The 19,439-nt window shown below is 50.4% G+C and carries 22 protein-coding genes and 2 tRNA genes; 6 read left to right on the forward strand and 18 right to left on the reverse strand.

All coding sequences use genetic code 11. The features are described from left to right. Positions 1–8: 8 nt before the first annotated feature. The 11 genes from NST84_RS22440 to NST84_RS22490 form a co-directional block, all read right to left on the reverse strand. A complete protein-coding gene (locus NST84_RS22440; RefSeq protein ID WP_342562354.1) occupies positions 9–785 on the reverse strand; it encodes a 2-phosphosulfolactate phosphatase in 777 nt (258 codons plus the stop codon). A gap of 191 nt (positions 786–976) precedes the next feature. After that, complete coding sequence (locus NST84_RS22445; protein WP_139172006.1) at positions 977–1,111, reverse strand: hypothetical protein; 135 nt, start codon at positions 1,109–1,111, stop codon at positions 977–979. Positions 1,112–1,209: 98 nt separating this feature from the next. Further along, the gene (locus tag NST84_RS22450; RefSeq protein ID WP_342562355.1) at positions 1,210–2,046 is read right to left on the reverse strand and encodes a YitT family protein; all 837 of its coding nucleotides are present in this window, start codon (positions 2,044–2,046) and stop codon (positions 1,210–1,212) included. A gap of 147 nt (positions 2,047–2,193) precedes the next feature. Then, entirely contained in the window at positions 2,194–2,601 is a 408-nt protein-coding gene (locus NST84_RS22455; RefSeq protein ID WP_342562356.1) for a hypothetical protein, read from the reverse strand. A 107-nt stretch (positions 2,602–2,708) separates the two neighbouring features. Further along, positions 2,709–3,203: a DedA family protein gene (locus NST84_RS22460; protein ID WP_342562357.1), complete on the reverse strand. Its 495-nt coding sequence runs from the start codon at positions 3,201–3,203 to the stop codon at positions 2,709–2,711. 5 nt (positions 3,204–3,208) lie between these two features. Then, complete coding sequence (gene pssA, locus NST84_RS22465) at positions 3,209–3,733, reverse strand: CDP-diacylglycerol--serine O-phosphatidyltransferase (protein WP_342562358.1); 525 nt, start codon at positions 3,731–3,733, stop codon at positions 3,209–3,211. Between the two features lie 42 nt (positions 3,734–3,775). Continuing rightward, entirely contained in the window at positions 3,776–5,524 is a 1,749-nt protein-coding gene (locus NST84_RS22470; protein ID WP_342562359.1) for a HAMP domain-containing sensor histidine kinase, read from the reverse strand. After that, positions 5,521–6,201 carry a response regulator transcription factor gene (locus NST84_RS22475; RefSeq protein ID WP_342562360.1) on the reverse strand — a complete coding sequence of 227 codons (681 nt, stop codon included), beginning with the start codon at positions 6,199–6,201 and terminating at the stop codon, positions 5,521–5,523. Before NST84_RS22475 ends, NST84_RS22470 begins: the two co-directional genes overlap by 4 nt. A 215-nt stretch (positions 6,202–6,416) precedes the next feature. Continuing rightward, complete coding sequence (locus NST84_RS22480) at positions 6,417–6,623, reverse strand: hypothetical protein (protein WP_342562361.1); 207 nt, start codon at positions 6,621–6,623, stop codon at positions 6,417–6,419. Positions 6,624–6,683: 60 nt separating this feature from the next. After that, positions 6,684–7,478 (reverse strand): methyltransferase domain-containing protein, encoded by a 795-nt coding sequence (locus tag NST84_RS22485; protein WP_342562362.1) that lies wholly within the window; start codon positions 7,476–7,478, stop codon positions 6,684–6,686. A gap of 153 nt (positions 7,479–7,631) precedes the next feature. Next, positions 7,632–8,135, reverse strand: coding sequence for a hypothetical protein (locus NST84_RS22490; protein ID WP_342562363.1), 504 nt, complete (start codon positions 8,133–8,135; stop codon positions 7,632–7,634). Between the two features lie 240 nt (positions 8,136–8,375). On the opposite strand from NST84_RS22490, the gene NST84_RS22495 reads away from it, so the two are divergent. Continuing rightward, positions 8,376–8,870, forward strand: coding sequence for an RNA polymerase sigma factor (locus NST84_RS22495; RefSeq protein WP_342562364.1), 495 nt, complete (start codon positions 8,376–8,378; stop codon positions 8,868–8,870). A 62-nt stretch (positions 8,871–8,932) separates the two neighbouring features. Beyond that, positions 8,933–9,820 (forward strand): hypothetical protein, encoded by an 888-nt coding sequence (locus NST84_RS22500; protein WP_342562365.1) that lies wholly within the window; start codon positions 8,933–8,935, stop codon positions 9,818–9,820. Positions 9,821–9,936: 116 nt separating this feature from the next. On the opposite strand, the gene NST84_RS22505 is transcribed toward NST84_RS22500, so the two are convergent. Further along, positions 9,937–10,410, reverse strand: coding sequence for a GNAT family N-acetyltransferase (locus NST84_RS22505; protein WP_342562366.1), 474 nt, complete (start codon positions 10,408–10,410; stop codon positions 9,937–9,939). Between the two features lie 78 nt (positions 10,411–10,488). On the opposite strand from NST84_RS22505, the gene NST84_RS22510 reads away from it, so the two are divergent. The 4 genes from NST84_RS22510 to NST84_RS22525 all read left to right on the forward strand — a co-directional run bounded on the left by NST84_RS22510 (position 10,489) and on the right by NST84_RS22525 (position 14,063). After that, positions 10,489–10,680, forward strand: coding sequence for a transcription initiation factor TFIIIB (locus tag NST84_RS22510; RefSeq protein WP_342562367.1), 192 nt, complete (start codon positions 10,489–10,491; stop codon positions 10,678–10,680). 497 nt (positions 10,681–11,177) lie between these two features. Beyond that, on the forward strand, positions 11,178–12,506 hold the full coding sequence (locus NST84_RS22515) for a cohesin domain-containing protein (protein ID WP_342562368.1): 1,329 nt from the start codon (positions 11,178–11,180) through the stop codon (positions 12,504–12,506). Between the two features lie 203 nt (positions 12,507–12,709). After that, positions 12,710–13,561 (forward strand): HipA family kinase, encoded by an 852-nt coding sequence (locus NST84_RS22520; RefSeq protein ID WP_342562369.1) that lies wholly within the window; start codon positions 12,710–12,712, stop codon positions 13,559–13,561. Continuing rightward, positions 13,548–14,063: a serine/threonine protein kinase gene (locus NST84_RS22525; protein WP_342562370.1), complete on the forward strand. Its 516-nt coding sequence runs from the start codon at positions 13,548–13,550 to the stop codon at positions 14,061–14,063. The genes NST84_RS22520 and NST84_RS22525 overlap by 14 nt, the downstream gene beginning before the upstream one ends. 41 nt (positions 14,064–14,104) lie before the next feature. Here the strand turns inward: NST84_RS22525 and NST84_RS22530 are convergent. The 6 genes from NST84_RS22530 to carB all read right to left on the reverse strand — a co-directional run bounded on the left by NST84_RS22530 (position 14,105) and on the right by carB (position 19,437). After that, positions 14,105–14,178 (reverse strand) — tRNA-Ile (locus NST84_RS22530). A gap of 41 nt (positions 14,179–14,219) precedes the next feature. Then, positions 14,220–14,296 (reverse strand) — tRNA-Met (locus NST84_RS22535). Between the two features lie 81 nt (positions 14,297–14,377). After that, complete coding sequence (locus NST84_RS22540) at positions 14,378–14,542, reverse strand: hypothetical protein (protein ID WP_167336667.1); 165 nt, start codon at positions 14,540–14,542, stop codon at positions 14,378–14,380. Between the two features lie 133 nt (positions 14,543–14,675). Then, positions 14,676–15,317: an orotate phosphoribosyltransferase gene (gene pyrE, locus NST84_RS22545; RefSeq protein ID WP_039875901.1), complete on the reverse strand. Its 642-nt coding sequence runs from the start codon at positions 15,315–15,317 to the stop codon at positions 14,676–14,678. After that, complete coding sequence (gene pyrF, locus NST84_RS22550; protein WP_342566495.1) at positions 15,314–16,030, reverse strand: orotidine-5'-phosphate decarboxylase; 717 nt, start codon at positions 16,028–16,030, stop codon at positions 15,314–15,316. The genes pyrE and pyrF overlap by 4 nt, the downstream gene beginning before the upstream one ends. Before the next feature lie 185 nt (positions 16,031–16,215). Further along, positions 16,216–19,437, reverse strand: a complete 3,222-nt coding sequence (gene carB / locus NST84_RS22555; RefSeq protein ID WP_342562371.1) for a carbamoyl-phosphate synthase large subunit — start codon at positions 19,435–19,437, stop codon at positions 16,216–16,218. Positions 19,438–19,439: the final 2 nt, after the last annotated feature.

Below are 19,439 nucleotides of genomic sequence, written 5' to 3' on the forward strand. Positions count from 1 at the left end.
CTGAAATGTTATCTTTTCTGTGCCAGGCGTAGTCCATTAACAAACCGGTTATCCTTCAGCACCGGCACGGCATAGCTGATATCCATCTGGCAGCAGTAGGTCACGTCCGCCTCGAACCCCCGTTCACGCAGTTCACGGCCGCTGGACGACTCCCAGATCAGCTCCCCGATCCGTTGCCCGGAGGATTGCAGCGCGCCAATGCAGATCTGGGCTTCCGGTGACCTGCTCCCGGACAGCCTGGAAAGAATCAGGCCGGCCCCCAGGTAATCTTCAATGCCGGGGCGCAGGTTATTCTCAGCCCCGATGGCATCCGGCCACTTCTCACCGCAGGGGACTACTGTGACAGCCCTCCCAAGCTCAAGCTTCATCTTGTTTGCAGTATCGGCAACAGCTGAGACATTCAGCAGACTGCCGATCAGCAGTGCAGGCGCTTGTGCGGCAATCCTTGTGCAGGCTGCACCGTTCAATGTGCACAGAATAAAGTTACGGTCGTAATCAGCGGAACTGAAGGTCAGTGGAGACATGGAATGGCCCCCTGCCCTTACCGCCTCGGCCCGTCCGCGGATAATGTCCGCTCCAAGCTCCTTGGCATACGCCTTCACCTGATCATTGACCGGCGGCGCATGGGTATAGATGTTGGCCTTATGCTGAACCGCTGTTACCACGGTGGACGAGAAGCTCAGTACATCGACGAATATGACGATGTCTCCGCGTTCTGCTGCAGCTCTCGCCCCTCTTTGGCCCCAGTCCAGTTTAAGGTCATAGGGCGACTGGTCAAAAAACACAGGTTTTCCTCCTCTCTTAGGAATTCAGCTCATATGAACCTTCAAAGAGGGAGTTACCCATAGATGACTGCCTGCGAACCGTCAATTTACCTTTTTACATAATTTTTCGGGAATTTTCAGCAGAACCCGTGGCAGCTGCTAAACAAAAAGCCCTGCCGGAAGTCCGGCAGGGCCACATTTTATCGGTTCAATTATACCCAGAATGCCTTAGTGATGATTACCAGCAGGATGAACAATACCAGAATTGCAGCAGTAGAAGTAAAAGGACTGCCGTATCCGCAGTTTGCTCCGCCAACTGGACCTACATTTTCACCATAACAACCCATTTCCAATTCCTCCTTCATGATTGAGAGTACACCATAGCATATGTGATTTGCCCGCTGCTGACTGGGTGAAACGGCAATGACTTTTCGCCCGGGGCCTTTTATTTGGAAATATCAATGAAGCCCTCCCCAAACACATCGCGTACATCATGAATAGTAACAAAAGCATTTTTATCTTCGGCCCGCACGATTTTTTTGAGCATGGATACTTCCTGTTTGCTGATAGCGATGTAGAGCACATTTTTGTCCTCACCCGTATAATAGCCGTAGCCGCGCAGCACCGTAACTCCGCGGTCCATAAGCTCGGTAACCTTTGCAGCAATGCGCTCATGTTCTGCCGAGATGATGGTCACTGCTTTTTTCGGATTCACACCCTCAATAATGAACTCCATCGCCTTGGTGCCGATGAAGAGAATGACGAAGGTGAACATCACCTTCTCGATCCCGATCACAAACACGGACAATCCGGCAACAATCAGATCAAAAAACAGCAGCGCATAGCTGATATTCCAGTCCCAGTATTTATTGGCCAGCCGGGCCAGAATCGTCGTCCCTGCGGTTGTACCGCCAACCCGGATAATGAGTCCAATGCCGCCTCCGGCCAGCAGACCGGCAAAGATCGCGTTAATGACCGGCTCACTGGAATCAATCCGCCAGTTCTCGGTCAGATACAGGAACAGGGAATTGAAGGCGACTGCGATGATAGTATACAGAATCGTTTTCTTATCCAGCAGCCTGTAGCCGATAATCAGCAAGATCCCGTTCAGCGTGAAGCCGACCAGTGCCGGTGACCATTTCAGCAGATAGAAGAGAATGATCGATACCCCGGTCACTCCGCCCTCCCCGAAATCATTAGGGATAATAAATACATTGACCGCCAGCGCAAACATAAACGCTCCAATAAGCAGCATAAACAGCTCAAAACTTCTTTTTTCCATAATAAGACACCCTCCAGTTACATTACAAAGCTCACAAAAAAAAGCGACTAAAGGAGTCATTCATCCTTTAATCGCTTCTGATAAGCTCTTTTGATACTCCTGATCATAACAAGCAATGGCAGGAATGTAAATACACCGCTGAGTATTTTAGCCTATGGATACGCCCGAGTAGGTTACCGGTCCGGTAACACTTGCCGTATTCAGCAGGATGTTCAAGCTGTTGTTAGCGACTCCCAGAGAGTAGGCATGGTATCCGGCAGGGACGCTTCTGTCCAGGAAAGACATCGCAATCGGCTGTATCGCCAGCAGCGCAAGGCCGCTTGAACCCACATTATAGATAGGCTGGCCGTCCCGGTACAGGGTGAACACTACACTCGGTACACCCAAAGTCGTCTGAAACCCGATACTTGCATTCAACAAAGCCGAACCCCCGGTAACTGTGGACAGTCCGAACTCCGCCAGGATTAGGTTTGCGCCTGGTGCCAGAATTGGTATGGAGATCGTCTGGCTGCCGGTTGAGGCCGTACTGCTTCCTACATCAATAATCGTTGCCATAGCAAGTTCACACATCCTCTCATCTATTCTACTTTCAGAATATGTGAGACTCTGCTGCACGGCTTGGACGTATAGACAGCGGTATCTTCCTATTTATGTGAGGTCCTCTATACAAAAGAAAACCTGGCCCCGACAAAGTAGCCGATAGACACGAATAAAATGGACCAGATCAAAGCGCCTGCCGTAGTGATAAGCAGATATTTGCGGAAGGACATGGCGCTGATGCCGGAAATATAGCTGCAGACATGTCTTAGCCCCGGAATAAAATAGGCAATAAATACGGTCCAGTAGCCGAACTTCAGAAACCATCTTTTTACACTGGCAAAACGTCTGGGGGTCAGTCCTACCCATTTGCCGAATTTCTCTACCACCGGCTGCCCCACTCTCCGCCCGATGGTATAGCTGATCAGCGTGCCTGTGATGGAGCCCATGAAGCATACCAGTACGGAAACAGAAAAATTGAGCACCATAAGCGAGCACAGATAGCCTACAAACAGCATCAGCAGCTCGTCCGGCACAGGAATACCGATAATCCCCAGCGCCATGAGCAGAAAGACCGCCAAATATCCGTATTGGGTAATCATCTCGATGATCCAGGGCATGGGCTTCACTTCCTGTTAACGTATTTTTTGAGTGACGGAAACGGAATATGACTAATCATCATGACGGATAACAGCCCCATCATCATGATGACCCATCCCGGTTTCATATATTCAGCGATTAAAGAGAGCATCGACAGAATCACCCCGGCCGCTGTTATCGGCATACCGGTGAAGCCAGTGGAAGGGGCTGATAGATTAAATCTGGCCAGACGCAGGGCACCGCAGATCAAAAAACCAACCGCAGCAGCCGGCCCCAGTAAGTGTACGTTCTCCAGCTTATATAACAAAATGAGAAAGGTCGGTGCTAATCCGAAAGAGATAATATCGGCAAGCGAATCCAATTGTTTCCCGAATTCGCTGGTACAATTCAGCATTCTTGCCAGCAATCCGTCGAGTACATCGCATAATGCAGCGAGCAGAATCATTAATAATGCCAGCTCGTATCGTTCCTCTATCGTGTACATCAGGGACAGTGATCCCAGTCCCAAATTACCCAGCGTGCACATTGAAGGCAGCCAATTCCATTTCAAAACAGTTCCACTCCTTTACCGGCCCCAAGGCCGTATGCCTGTTCAGCCTTCAAAGTACATACTAAAACAGACACCATTCTCTATGTTTTCCACTGCATACCGGCAGCCATGCATATCCAGAATCCGTTTGGCAATGGATAGCCCCAGTCCGGTTCCTCCCGTCAGCCGGCTGCGGGAGGGTTCAGCCCGGTAGAACCGTTCCCAGATCTGCTCCAGCTGATCCTCCGGAATGGGTTCACCCTGATTCTGAATGCTGAATCTGTTGGTCTGCCCTTGACTCTCAATGTTGACGGTAATCGTGCTTCCTTCATCTGCGTGCCGGATAGCGTTAGTCATGAAATTCAGCACGACCTGCTCGATCCAGCTGCTGTCGGCATAGACCGGCGGCTCATTCGCCGGAATAATTACAACCTTCAGCCTTTTATCCTCCAGCAGATGAACCAGCTTGTCTGCCACCTTCTCGGTCAGCTCGCTCAGCATAAAAGAGCTCTTGCGCAGCTTGATGGTGCCTGACTCCAGCCTGGCCAGATCCAGCATATCCTTTACCAGAAACTCCATCTTGTCGGCTTCCTCAATAATTACCTTGATATAGTGATCCTGCTTGCCGGCGCTCACACCGTCCTCCAGCCCCTCGGCAAAGCCTTTGATAATACTGAGCGGAGTCTTCAGCTCATGCGAAGCATTGGCGAAAAAGTCCTGCTGCATATCCTCCATCCGCTGCTTGCGCTCCATATCCTCAACCAGCTGCCGGTTGGCCTCCCGCAGCTCGCGCAGCGCCGAATCCAGACTTACCGACAAGGTGAACATGCTGTTCGAGAGACTGCCCAGCTCATCCTTTTGGCGGATCGAGTTATCTCCTGTAAAATCCAGCGAAACCATCCGTTTGGCAATATTATTCAGCTTGATCAGCGGCCGGGCAACCATCTTGGAGAAGAACAGCGAGAGGATCAGAATCAGCGCGAATCCGCCCAAACCTAGATATAAAAAGAACCAGCGCAGCGCTTCATTCGAATCCTTGACATCCTGCAGCGAAGTAACTGTGAACAGCAGTTCGATCTCCCCGCCGGCCCGCTGAACAGGAAGAATGATGACTGAATTACGGATACCGCTCCAGGGAGCTGTCCACTCCTGCTTCTGCATTTCCATACGCTTCAGCTGTTCAATCTGCCCGGCAGTCAGCGGGAACCAGTCTTCCAGCGCCTCGAACAGGATGCCCTGCCGCGGGTTCCATATTTTGAAATCCGGCAGTACGATCTCAGTGACCGTACCAGACAGCTTCGTCATTTCAGGCTCATGCAGCCCTATTGTTCCGCCGCCGGTAGTAATGCTTACAGGGTAGATCAGGTCGGGAGAACTGCTGTCTTCTGCAAAAACCTCACCTTCCAGCGTCAGCTGATCATCCTCTTGAATATCTGCTGCCCTCAGGGCGTCCCCGTACTCATTCATGAACATCGACAGAGACACGACTACACTCGTGCCGTCCTCCGTCCGCAGCTTCATATGATACGGGTCATCCGAGTTCATTTTGCCGTCCAGCTTTACAATGGCCATCTGTGTCTTGTTGCGCAGCATGAAACGGGCAAGCTCCTGAGACAGCCGGGTGCCGGTCCATTGCTCACTGGTATAGCTTGCACCAAAGTTTTTGAGATGCTTTTCGACCCGGCCTTCCTTCTGCTGCTGGTAGAAGCCGTCAAAGAACAGCAGCTGGCTCAGAATAACCATCCCGTAGAAGCAGAGGAAAAAGATCACCGTCATCACAAACAGCTTAAACGTAATCCCCCGCCGTCTCATGCTTCTTCCTCAAACATATATCCCGTGCCGATCACCGTACGGATACAGCGTGACTCTATCCCCAGCTTGCTGCGCAGCTTCTTGATATGGCTGTCCACAACCCGGGAATCCCCGTCAAATTCAACGCCCCAGACCCGGCTGAGAATGGTATCGCGGGAGACGACAATCCCTTTATTGCGGATCAGCAGCCCTAACAGCTCATATTCCTTGGGGGCCAGCTCCACCTCGGCACTTCCGACCTCCAGCCGGTGGGCAAGCGTATTAAAGACCGCAGAGCCGAATTTGATGATGCCGGAATCCGGCAGATGCCCGCCTTCCACCCGCTTCATCAGTGCATTGGCCCGCGCAACCAGCACCTTGGGACTGAACGGCTTCGTTACATAATCGTCCGCCCCGGCTTCAAAACCATATATTTTATCATCATCTGCAGACTTTGCCGTCAGCAGAATAATTGGAATCGCCGATTTCCTGCGCAGCTCCCGGCATACCTCGAACCCGTTCAGCCTGGGCATCATAATATCCAGAATCAGCAGATCCGGCATCAGGGAATCGAACCAGAGCAGTGCATCCTGCCCGTTGTCTGCTTCGCAGACTTCCCAGCCGTTTTGTATGAAATAGTCTGACACCAGCTCACGGATCCGGATCTCATCCTCCACGAGCAGAAGCTTCTTCTTCAATCCAGTTCCCGCCTTCAAAGATGTTATTGGTAATAGCATAACTGGACGTTATGTCCTTTATGTGCCCTTGTTTTTATACACCCGCTCTGTCTCTTTTACATCTACATTATTATCGTCATCCTCCAACAGTAATAGTAGAGGCGACTGGAAGTTCTGCAGGTCATTCGAATAATAAAAAGCCACCTCCCAAGAGATGGCCTGCTCTGCTATTCCGTTTATTTTGCCAACATATTCTTTAGTATAACCAGCCGCTTGATGCCCTCCGTCCCCGCCCAGCCGCCCGCACTCGCCAAAATCACATTATGGAACAGCTTCATCGCAATCGAGTACGTCATCATTCCAAGCACGATCTCAATCGCGACAAACCGGAGAATATCCCCTTTGGTAACAATATAGACTCTGAACTCCTGGTTACGCAGCACTGGTCCACCACCCTAATCGTGTTTTATTCACCCATATGCTTGCGTTTGGTTGTCTGATTCCTATATTCGGGGATTTAGCGGAGACAGCTGCACATCGATTTTGTCGGCAATAAGTGTATAGAACTCAGGAAAACCCGGGTCTGCGGAATTGGGAATTTCTTCAAAGGTCCGGATATACAGCCCGTTTGCAGCTATCGCACCCAGTATGTCCCCCACCGTCCAGGCTTTTGTCAGCACATGGGCTAGACCCGAACGTTCTGCTTCCGGAAGCAGCCTGGCAAAGGCAACCTCACCTTCACGGACTGTATCGTCAAAATAACGGCCTGTCGGCTGGCGGAGCGTCTCCGTCTTCTTCCACGCTCTGGCAAACGGATGAAAATCCGTCAGCAGCAGCCGGCCATTCACCCCCAGCCTGCGGTTAACCAGCGAGAATAAAGGCTTCAGATCAGTAAAATAATGCAAAATTCCAAACTCCATCAGCACATAATCAAATTGACCAAGCGAGTTTTCATCAGGGATATGCAGAACATCCGCGCAAATATAATTCAGCTCCACACCCGCGGCAGCCGCCACCTCACTTGCATACTGGCGATTCTCCGCAGAGATGTCGACCACGCTCACTTCCGCACCAAGCAGCGCTAACGGTATCGCTTTTCTGCCGTGGGAGCCGAGCAGATTAAGCACTCTTTTGCCGGACGGATTACCTATGTACTTCAACCAGTAGCGCAGCGGATGCCGGGGGTCGTTCTTCAATGTTTCGGCAAGCTCCTCCGGAGTCCCGTGATGCTGTACCCAAGCCTGATAAGCCTTCGTTTCCCACGCCGCTTTGTTGGCACGTGCCAGTTGTTCCTGCATACCTGTACCTCCTTGATAAATATGGGATTAATTCCAGGGATATCAGTTTACTACAAAGGCTGCCGGATAGATAGACGTATTTCGATACTAGCTGCGGTCACGCAAAAAACCAGCCTGATAGGGCTGGTTGTGGGTACCTTCTCAATCCGTGTCTTAAAGCTCCGACCAGGTAATATTAAGCTCAACCACGCCGGGTTCCGCCGACAGCTCGCCACCGATGACAGACCAGACTTGTGTGTTGTCCGGTGTGTTGCCCTGGATGACCAGATTTTTTTCATCGATTGTCTGTGCAGCACTGCTTCCCAGCTTGTCTGCAAAGTACTCCTTGTAGGTTTTGGTTACAGCTTCCATGCTCTCCTTGGTTTTGAAAATAAGCAGTGCTGCCTTCTTGCCTTCATTTTCTTCCGAATGGGACACAGTGATGACCGCATCATCCGGAAGCGGGAAGTCTTCGGGCAGATTCTCCGGCAGTGCTTCCGATGCAGCTCCCGCAGCCGGCTGGGCAGAAGCCTGTTCAGTTGCCGCCGGTGCAGCGGATGCAGTTGGCTGAACTGTAGCGGCTGCTTCCTCCGTAGCAGCGGCTGCTGACGGTTGAACCGTCCCTGCTGCGTTATCTGCATTATCGCTGCTGCAGGCACTTAGAGTAACGGTGGCCAATAACAGACATCCTCCTGCAGCATTTTTAAGGTTAATCATATCTTCACCCCTTCAGCTGTTCAATCTGATCCATTTAACTTCCAAAATAAGGTATGCAGACTTACCGGATTTTACCCCGTATTCTGTCGGCTTAATCAGCATGAAGTGACATCGCCGCGTAATAATAAAAATTTACCGAAACAAAATGTGACCAAATCCCGTTCGTAGTGGTGTTACAGGTATAAAGGAGGTCATTGCATCATGCAGCGATCCATGACCCGGCCGGGAAATCATGTGATAAAGAGTTACGAAGCTTACTCAGATATGCTATTCAGAATTGCTATGGTCCATCTGGGCAGACGCCAGGACGCCGAGGAGGCCGTTCAGGATACATTCATTAAGCTGATGGAAAAAGCGCCGGATTTTAGTGACTCCGAGCACCAGAAAGCGTGGCTGATCCGCGTGCTGACCAACACCTGCAAAACAATGCTCGGCAGAGGCTGGCGCAAGCGCGAGGTTAAGCTGGACGGTGCCGAAGCGCTGGCTGCAGACGGTCCTATGGATCTGGCGCTGCTGCAGCTCGTAATGGCACTGCCATTGAAGTATAAGACAGTGATCCACCTCTACTACTACGAGGATTATTCGGTCCAGAAAATCAGCAGTATTCTGCAAATTAGTGAATCTGCTGTGAAGATGCGGCTTCAGCGGGGACGGCAGCAATTAAAACTGGAGCTGGAAGGAGCGGAAAACGAGTGAATGACGAAAAGTTTCGCCAACAATACAAGAAAGCGGTGGATTCAATGAAACCAACTGAACATATGAAAAACGGATTGATCAGCAAAATGGAACAGCAGCAGGAGCGCAAACGCCCGCGTAAAACAATGTACATCGCAGCAAGCCTGGTAATTGCCGCAGGCATCGGTATCGCCGGACCGAATATCTGGCAGCAAATCAATGGCCCGGCGGCTCCGGCGCAGGTCGCTCAGGTGGACCCGGGAAGCAGCGTCACGATCCCTAAGGTAGAGCTGCCCGATCCGAACGCTCCGGTTAAAGCAAGCATGGTTCCCCTGTTTGTGTATCACGGCAATGTTTACACCCAGTCCGCAACACGCATGGAAGTTGCAGACGCCGTAGCCCTGCGCGGCGACAAGCTCGGAACCACCTCAGGCGGTATCGATGAATGGAGCGGCAAAGACTCTTACACGGAGCTGTCCTCCAACATCGGCGAGGCCGACCTCTACAGCGTAAAAGGCTACGATTCCGATTTCCTGATCATGTCCTATATAGAAGTCGACGGCCAGGCATTCGCTGACCTGTATGAGCATACGAACGGCATCACCGTAAGCAGCGGAGCCGACCTGATTGGCAAGCTGAACCTCGAAGGCCGGATCACCTCGGCCCAGTGGGAGAGCTTCGACAGCTGGAACAACGGTCTGCAGCAGCAAGCACCGCTTGCTGACGGTTCGGCGCTGGATAACTTCGTAACGGCGCTTCAGGCCGCTAAACCGCTCGCAGCCGAGCCGCTGATGGAGGAAGGCATCTATGAGAGCGAAGACCGCAAGATTATCTACCTGGAGCTGGAAGATAAAGCCCAGGTTCAGCTGGTACTCTTCGGCCAGGGGCTTGTCCGTTACGGCAACGCACCGGTATTCTTCGAAGTGGAATCCGGCGCATTCCAGGCGCTGTGGGACAGCATGACTTCATAAAAATGGCTATGCCCCGCGGCAACGGGCTGAGCCTAATTAAGAAAAGCAGCCCTGCCTTTTTAGGCGGGCTGCTTTCTTGTTTTTGGGTTTATTTTTAAACGATTACGCTACTGAAGTCATAGCAACCTTTTTACCATCACAAAATTCTCCAGCTGCACTCCTCTGCGTTCCACCGTCTGCCGCCTGACCACCCGGTAACCCGACTGTTCAAAAAAGGGCTTTGCCGTTATGCTCGCTTCCGTATCGATCTCAACTAAACCCAGTCTGCGCGCCTCCGCCTCCAGTGTACTCACCAGTGCCGACGCAACTCCCTGCCGCTGATAATCCTTATGTACAAAAAGCCTGTCCAAATGCCCCGCCTGCGTCATATCGGCAAACCCGGCAATCTCAGTATTTATCTCCGCAACATAGCTGAGATTTTGGCTTAGAGCTACCTTCCATGTGTTAAGCCGCAGACTCTCATCCTCATACGCCGCCCAGGCGTTAAGTTGTTCCTGAGAGTAATCCCGTTTGTTTATCGAATGTACTGTCCCGTAGAAAAGAGCGACAATCTGTGTGGTGTCCTGCTCGGTGAAGGTTCTGATTATCATCGTTTAGACTCCTTTTCAAGAAACTTAATTACTGAACTAAACGTATACAATTAAAATACTTCTTGCGGGGTGGATATCATGAACCAAGCACAAACAGCTTGTAAAGCATGCGGGAGGACTGAATTTGTCAAAGGCAAGTTAAATAACGGGTATGCCCGGGTCATGCCGATTAATAAGCCTTTTTCATGGGGCTCGGGCGTTATTTATACATTTTGTAAAAGATGCGGCGAAATCGCTTCGATGAAAATTGAGAATCCGGAGAAGTTTTGAGCCCTGCGGGGCTTTTTTTAATATGCTCTGCCAGCTTCCAACGCAATAAACCAAGCAGGAATAAAAATCATCAGGTAGAGTCCTATTGAAGCGAATATAATGTTTCGGATGGACAGATTCTTGCCCTCGTGGATCTTTTTGAACAAGGCAAAACAGTTATAAAGGAACAGTACACAGGATAGTGGCAGAATAAAATACAGCCAAATAAGCAAACCATCACCCCTTTATTCAGAATCATCAATAGATTCTGGTCTTATACCAGGTCTTTATCATCGGCTCCTGATAGATTGTGGAGACAAATTAGTAAGGATCGCAAGGGTAACCAAAAGCTGAATTTTCTTTACTATCCTCACATAGACTCCCTCCTTATTTCAAAAAACATAATAAATTAAAGACTCATTTCAGCAGCAAAATCAAAACTTAATCCCCCAGGTAGAAATACCTATGATGGGGCTGTCACAACAACTACTGATGGAAATGTATCTACGTACTGGGACTTGGTTAAAGCGAATGATCCCAATGCAGGTGCTCCCGGTTATAGATCGGGTTTAGCTTATTTACAACCTAGCTCAAAAGATCGGATGACGGTTAATAGCTACCGTTTGAATGGTACAGGGACTTTTGTCCTCTATTTGTATGACAGCAGCTGGAAAGAATTAAGTAAACAGACAATAACTGCAGATGACAAAATACATACGATTACAACAGTTTCAGGCGTATTTCAGGCTTCTATTTTTAACACATCGAACACAGCTGTTGCAAGAGTTTATGAATTCGACATGTTTGGCACTGTACAAGATTATACACCTCCAGGCATACCGTCAGGACTTACAGGAAGTGCAAATGATGGTCAGGTCATTTTGAATTGGAATGCCAATAGCGAAAGCGATATCGCGGGTTACAAGGTCTATAACAATGGAGTACTTTACACTACTGTTACAACCACAACGTCAACGGTAACTGGTCTGAACAATGGTACGGATTATACTTTTGCCGTATCGGCCATAGATAAAGCAGGAAATGAGTCGGGCAAGGCTAATTTAGTTTTGGCCCCCACTCCGTTAGCCTCGCCAACACCGGCAGCCACACCGGAACCGACACCATTACCAACACCGGTAGCGACAGCTTCACCATCACCAGAACCAACAGCTACGCCAGCACCGACAGCCACACCGGAACCCACACCATCATCAACACCCATAGGGACAGCTACGCCAGCACCATCAGAAGCGCCTACTCTTGACGTAACCATCATGCCTGAAAAAATCGGTTTGGGTAAAGAATTTACAGCTGACATTTCCCTCAAAAATGTGAACAATATTTATGCTGAAGACCTCGAATTGAAGTATGATAAAGAGCATCTGCAATATCTGGGTTTTGAAGAAGTAACCGGCTATAAAGTCTACAATAAGCCAATGGATCAAAACGGAACCATACGCTTTATCGTAGCCAGCCAAGGGGAAGCATACGGCATCAACGAGGATACAGTTATTTTAAAACTAAGGTTTAAAGCAAAAGCACCGGGTACTGCAGTCGTCGATTCTACAAAGGCAAGGATTGCTGATACCGAAGAGGAATATGATTTAGAAGCAATGAATTGTTTGGAAGATAACATCATTATAGAAGCAACTGACGTCAACAAATCAGGCAAATTCACTCTTGTGGATCTTGCCATAGATGCAAGATATTTTAAGTATTTTGCTGCAGATGTTGACCCGGTAAAGTACAACGCGCAGCAGGCCGGCGATGAATACGTGAATGATGATGATTTGCTGTATATTGTAGAGCAAATCCTAGACAATCCGGATTACCTGCCCAACACATAGTATTTGAATTGAATGACCCGTCAGGCGAGAGCCGGCGGGTTATTTTATATATACTTCAAAGACTCATGCTTCTTATAATATTTTCTGATATGTGTTATAGGGATGTGTACACTTCCATAGGAACTTTCATACAAATTAAATACCATTTCGCCTAATCTCAAAATTATTCCGTCTCATAATTTAAGATGAGAAGGTGATTTCTAATGATGCGCGGTGAACATTATATTAAGCCCATCGAATCAGGATACACCCGCCCACATTTAATACGTTGTGAGGACGGCCAAATGTACGTGGTTAAACTCAGCTCCAATCCTCAAGGCAGCATGGTTCTGATTAATGAATACATTAGCTACAGATTAGCCCTTCTGCTTGATCTTCCAGTACCACAAGGAGAGGTCATACTTCTGGATAAGGAGATTATTTCACGTAATTCTGAACTTCAAAGAGAATATGCACAAGCAGGTCCGCATTTCGGGAGCCTCTACATCGAGAATGCTGTAAATGTGACTCCGGACTCTGATTTTTCCAAGGCAGATAATATTGATAAAGCTGCTGATATCATTTTATTTGATTACTGGCTGAACAACAATGACCGGCATAGGTTTCATGATGCAAGTACCAATCTTTTAATGACCCCTTCCCGAATATCCCATCTGTGGATGATCGACCAGGCTAACATTCTGAGAGGACCAGGATGGAATGAACGTTCCATTTTGATCCATCAGCCTTATATTTCTACTTACTGGGGTGAGTTGTATCAGAAATTCGTGCCTTTTCTGGATAGTAAATCTCCTTTTGAAGCTGCGTTGCAGAAGTTTGAGTCTCTTATGCTTCTTGAGCTTAGGCAAGCAGTAGCCGGTTTACCCGTTGAATGGGGGTTCACGGACAGTCAAGATCGTGCAATCGTTCGTTACCTGCACACGAGATTAGCCCTATTACGTGAGGCGATAGAAGCAGTCCGGCTTCATTTCCCTGTATGGAGTAAGGATTTTAACAATAAAGATTTTTCCCGGAATCCAGTATCCAGGATCAAATTACAAGGTGGCTTTTCATAACCCTACATCTCTATCCTTTATTGGAGCCGGTGCGCAAGGCGCTGTATTTCTATTGGATTCCGGCAAATGCGTTAAGATCTATGCGTTTCCCGATGATGCTAAGCTGGAGTCCACTGTGCTTACGCATGTGCAATCTTCTTCATTCTTCCCAAAATTATTTGAAGCCGGAGTGAATTATAATGTAATGGAGTTTATACAGGGGCAGGGGCTAGATGAATACCTTCTTCATAATCCAAGCATTGATGATGCCATAGCCGAAAAAATAATTGATTTGCTGGAGGAAATGAAGCGCCTAGGCCTGCACAGAATCGATGCGGCATTGAGGCACATTCTGCTAACCCCATCACAAAATCTCATTGCCATTGATCTTGTGCACTCATTCGTATGTCACTCCCCAAAGCCTAACATACTTTTGAATGAACTTAATAACCTAAACCTGTTATCCCGTTTCATGGACTTCGTTAGATTTCAAAGACCTGAGCTTTATGAGGATTGGTTATAAACAAAGCAAAAACCCCTTGCTAGGCAAGGGGTTTAGTGAAGTGGGCCCTACAGGACTCGAACCTGTGACCAATCGGTTATGAGCCGACCGCTCTAACCAACTGAGCTAAGGGCCCGGACTAGGTATCCGAATGTACAATGGCTGTAAAAGAATAATTGGTTGCGGGGGCAGGATTTGAACCTGCGGCCTTCGGGTTATGAGCCCGACGAGCTACCGGGCTGCTCCACCCCGCGTCAGTAAACTTATTCAAACAGCGACAATAGTTAATATACATTAAATAAGGCCTTAAAGTCAAGGATGAATTTGTTAATTCCTCAGGGTAAAAACCGAACCCCGTACCGCCCCTTCCGCGAACGGTAAATTTCCACGAATTGCGGGTCATGATAGCCGTAAATCCAGCCGTCCTGCTCCAGTCTTTTGGCCAGACAGCCTGCCTGAAATCTCGTCCTGAACAGCTTAGCAAAGTATATCCAGTTCATGATGGGTGTCTCCTTTGAAGTTGGTTCAGCGCTGCAGTTATAGCATACCCCATCATGGCAGATAAATATGCGGGACCCACGGCTCCCCAACCGGAAAGCCGCAAGTCCCGCAATTAAAATATTTTGAATCAGCTTACACTCCGAATGAAGCCGGATCTTTGCGCCACGATTGCAGCAGGGCTACATCGCTCTCAGCGATCTTACCCTGGCTCAGGGCTACATCAATCAGGGTTGTGTAATTGGACAGGCTCTGCAGCGGCACACCGGCTGCTGCGAACGCCTCGGTCGCCCGGTCCAGCTCATAGCTGAAGATTGCGAGAACAGCCAGCACCTCTCCACCTGCCTCTTCCACAGCCTGCGCTGCTTTGATCGAGCTGCCGCCCGTAGAGATCAGGTCCTCGATGACGATGACTTTTTGGCCCGGAGAGATACTGCCCTCGATCTGGTTCTGTTTGCCGTGGCCTTTAGCCTTATCGCGGATATAAGCCATTGGCAAATTCAGCTTGTCGGACACCCAGGCTGCATGCGGAATACCGGCGGTCGCTGTACCTGCAATAACCTGCGCTTCGGGATAGCTGGCTTTAATCAGCTCGGCAAAGCCGCCTGCAATATAGTTCCGGACTTCCGGGAAGGACATCGTAAGACGGTTATCGCAATAGATCGGCGACTTAATGCCGGAGGTCCAGGTGAACGGGTCCTGCGGACGCAGGGCAACGGCCCCGATCTCCAGCAGATAGGCTGCAACTTGCTTGCTTGTATTAGACAATGTACTCATGCTTGTGTCATCTCCTCAATAATGGATAGTGCTGCTGCGCGCGGGTCGGCTGCTGCGGTAATCGGCCGGCCTATAACCAGGAAGTGGCTGCCTTGACGGATGGCTTGTCCAGGCGTCATTACACGCGACTGGTCGTCCAGAGAAGAACCTGCCGGACGAATACCCGGGGTTACCGTGACGAATTCCGGACCGCAGGCTGCTGCGATCGCTGCCGACTCCTGCGGAGAAGCAACTACGCCGTGCAAACCGGCTTCAGCTGTAAGCTTGGCATAACGCACTACAGTATCCTCTACGTTCCCGGCAATGCCGATCTCTTCATTCATGACTTCCTGGCTCGTACTTGTAAGCTGTGTAACCGCAATGATCAGCGGGATATGCAGCGAAGGATTCAGGCTGACCGCCTTGGCGGCTCCCTCCAGCGCTGCGGCCATCATCGTCTTGCCGCCGGAGGCATGCACGTTGAACATGTCTACACCAAGTCTGGTGATGCTCTCAGCACCGCCCCGGACAGTATTCGGGATATCATGCATTTTAACGTCTAGGAAGACGGAGTAACCGCGTTCCTTGAGCTCTCTGATAAAATCCGGTCCTGCTGCATAGAAAAGCTGCATGCCGACCTTCAAATAGCAAGGGATGCCTTCCAGCTTATCAATCAGGACTCTCGCCGAATCTGCATCCGGATAATCGAGCGGAATCATCAGCCTGCCGGCCATTTCATCCCGTTTTGTAATCTGACCAATCGTCTCATGCTCTGTCTGCTCTGGGATTTGCTGTTCCATGGGTCGTTCTTCCTCTCCTTCAATCATCATCTGCTTGCCCGGGCACAGTTGAACGGTCTGCGCTAACGCAAACCGTCCTCTGTGTGGAACCGTCCGCAGACGGCTCCTGGTATTCTATATTATTGTCCGACAAAAGCAGGCATCGACTGTGACGAGAAGTTGATTGTCTGCAGCATTTTCAGCAGTGCTGCTACGGTATCGAGCGAGGTCATACATACCACGCCGTTCTCAACCGCTTCGCGGCGGATGCGGAAGCCGTCACGCTCAGGTGTTTTACCCTTGGTCAGGGTATTGAACACGAAGTTTGCTTGACCGCTGCGGATCAGGTCGAGGATCGTAGGCTCGCCTTCGTCCAGCTTGTTGACGTTCATCACGTTCAGGCCGGACTGCTCCAGCGCCTGCGCCGTGCCGCCTGTGGCGATGATTTTGTAGCCCAGAGCATGGAAGCCCTTCATTAGTTCAACTGCTTCGGCTTTGTCTTTATCCGCTACTGTAACGATGATCGCGCCGGTTGCCGGGATTTTCATACCTGCTCCGATCAGACCTTTGTACAGCGCCTTGGCATACAGCTTGTCGCGGCCCATAACCTCACCGGTCGATTTCATCTCAGGTCCGAGGGTAGGCTCAACTCTGCGCAGCTTGGCAAAAGAGAATACCGGCACTTTAACCGATACATAGTCGCTCTCCGGCCAGAGACCTTCTGTGTAACCCTCTTCCTTCAGGTTGCCGCCGAGGATGATTTTGGTCGCCAGATTGGCCATTGGAATGCCGGTTACCTTGCTCAGGAACGGAACCGTACGCGAGGAGCGCGGATTCACTTCGATTACGTACACTTCGTTCTGGTAGATAACGAACTGGATGTTCACCAGACCGATCGTCTTCAGCTCTTTGGCAATTTTGATCGTGATGTCGGTGATCTTCTGCTTCAGGCCTTCATCCAGGTACTGCGGAGGATATACGGCGATGGAGTCGCCGGAGTGGACGCCTGCGCGCTCCACATGCTCCATGATACCCGGGATAACCACAGTCTCACCGTCGCAGATTGCGTCAACCTCAACCTCTTTGCCGAGCATATAACGGTCGATCAGGACCGGATGCTCCGGATTGATTTTGACCGCTTCAACCATATAGCTCATCAGTTCAGCGTCGTTATACACGATTTCCATCGCACGGCCGCCCAGCACGTAGGAAGGACGCACCAGCACCGGATAGCCGAGGGATTGGGCTGTTTCTACTGCCTGGCTTGTATCGGTTACTGTCTTGCCTTTCGGCTGTGCAATATCCAGACGGGCCAGCAGCGCTTCGAACCGCTTGCGGTCTTCGGCTTCGTCGATGCTCGACAGGCTGGTTCCGAGGATGTTCACGCCGGCAGCCGCCAGTGGCGCAGCAAGGTTGATGGCCGTCTGGCCGCCAAACTGCACGATAACCCCAATCGGATTCTCCTGGGCAATGACGTTCATTACATCTTCAAAGAACAGCGGTTCAAAATACAACCGGTCCGAGGTATTGAAATCCGTAGACACTGTCTCCGGGTTGTTGTTGATAATAACGGCCTCATAGCCGGCGTTCTGAATCGCCCATACCGCATGTACAGTGGAGTAGTCGAACTCAATCCCCTGACCGATACGGATCGGGCCCGAGCCGAGTACTACAACCTTCTGCTTGTCAGAATGAGTCACTTCGTTTTCGGTTTCATAAGTCGAGTAGTAGTAAGGTGTCGATGCTTCGAATTCAGCTGCACAGGTATCTACCATCTTGAAGACCGGAGTCAGACCTTGGGCCAGGCGCAGGCTGCGGACATCCGCTTCCTTCGTCTGTGCGCCGCCAGGACGGCCTTCAGCGCGGATCTCGGCGATAGCACGGTCAGTAAAGCCTTTGCGCTTCGCCTGGTACAATGTTTCAGCGCTCAGCGTTTCTTCGCTGCGCAGCACATCCTCGAATTGCACCAGTCCTTCAATCTTGGACAGGAACCACCAGTCTACCTTGGTAATATCCTGGATTTCCTGCAATTGATAACCGCGGCGGTAGGCTTCGGCGATCAGGAACAGGCGCTCGTCATCCGCTTTTGCCAGACGGTTACGCAGGACACTGTCTTCCAGCAGCTCTGCACCCGGCAGACGGAAGCGGTGAACTCCGATTTCCAGGGAACGGACAGCCTTGTGGATCGACTCTTCAAAAGTACGGCCAATCGCCATAACTTCGCCCGTCGCTTTCATTTGTGTACCAAGCTTGCGGTTCGCCGAGGTGAACTTGTCAAACGGCCAGCGCGGGATTTTGCTGACGATATAATCCAGTGTCGGTTCGAAGCAGGCATACGTCTGACCGGTAACCGGGTTGACGATTTCGTCGAGCGTGTAGCCGAGGGCGATTTTGGCTGCCATCTTGGCGATTGGATAGCCGGTTGCTTTGGAAGCAAGCGCCGAAGAGCGGCTGACACGCGGATTTACTTCAATTACATAATATTGATAGCTGTACGGATCAAGTGCGAACTGTACGTTACAGCCGCCTTCGATGTTCAGCGCACGGATGATCTTCAGTGAAGCACTGCGCAGCATCTGGTATTCACGGTCGGAGAGCGTCTGGCTCGGTGCCACAACGATACTGTCGCCAGTGTGCACACCTACAGGGTCAAAGTTCTCCATGTTGCAGACTACGATACAGTTATCATTCGCGTCACGCATAACTTCATATTCTACTTCCTTCATGCCGGCGATGCTCTTCTCAACCAGACACTGGCCGATCGGGCTGTAGCGGATACCCGCTTTGACAGTCTCACGCAGCTCTTCCGCAGTGTCGCAGATTCCGCCGCCAGTTCCGCCCAGTGTATAAGCCGGGCGTACGATCAGCGGAAAGCCGATTTCTTCGGCGAAGCTCATCGCTTCATCTACGGTAGTAATAATGATACTTTCCGGAACCGGCTGATCCAGCTCGCGCATCAATTCGCGGAACAGGTCACGGTCTTCTGCCTTCTCGATTGAATGCAGCTGAGTACCCAGCAGCTTCACGTTCTCTGCTTCCAATACGCCGGCACGCGCCAGTTCAACCGCCATATTCAGACCGGTCTGGCCGCCCAGTGTCGGCAGCAGTCCATCCGGACGCTCCTGCCGGATGATGCCTGTTACGAACTCCAGGGTGATTGGCTCGATATAGACTTTATCAGCCATGTTAGTATCGGTCATGATGGTGGCCGGGTTGCTGTTGATCAGTACAACCTCGACGCCTTCTTCTTTCAGAGCCTGGCAGGCCTGTGTGCCTGCATAGTCGAACTCGGCGGCCTGGCCGATGACGATCGGACCAGAGCCGATGACGAGGATTTTTTTAAGTTTATCATTCTTAGGCATGA

The organism is Paenibacillus sp. FSL R7-0345 (assembly GCF_038595055.1).
In the GTDB taxonomy this organism is placed as follows: domain Bacteria; phylum Bacillota; class Bacilli; order Paenibacillales; family Paenibacillaceae; genus Paenibacillus_AQ.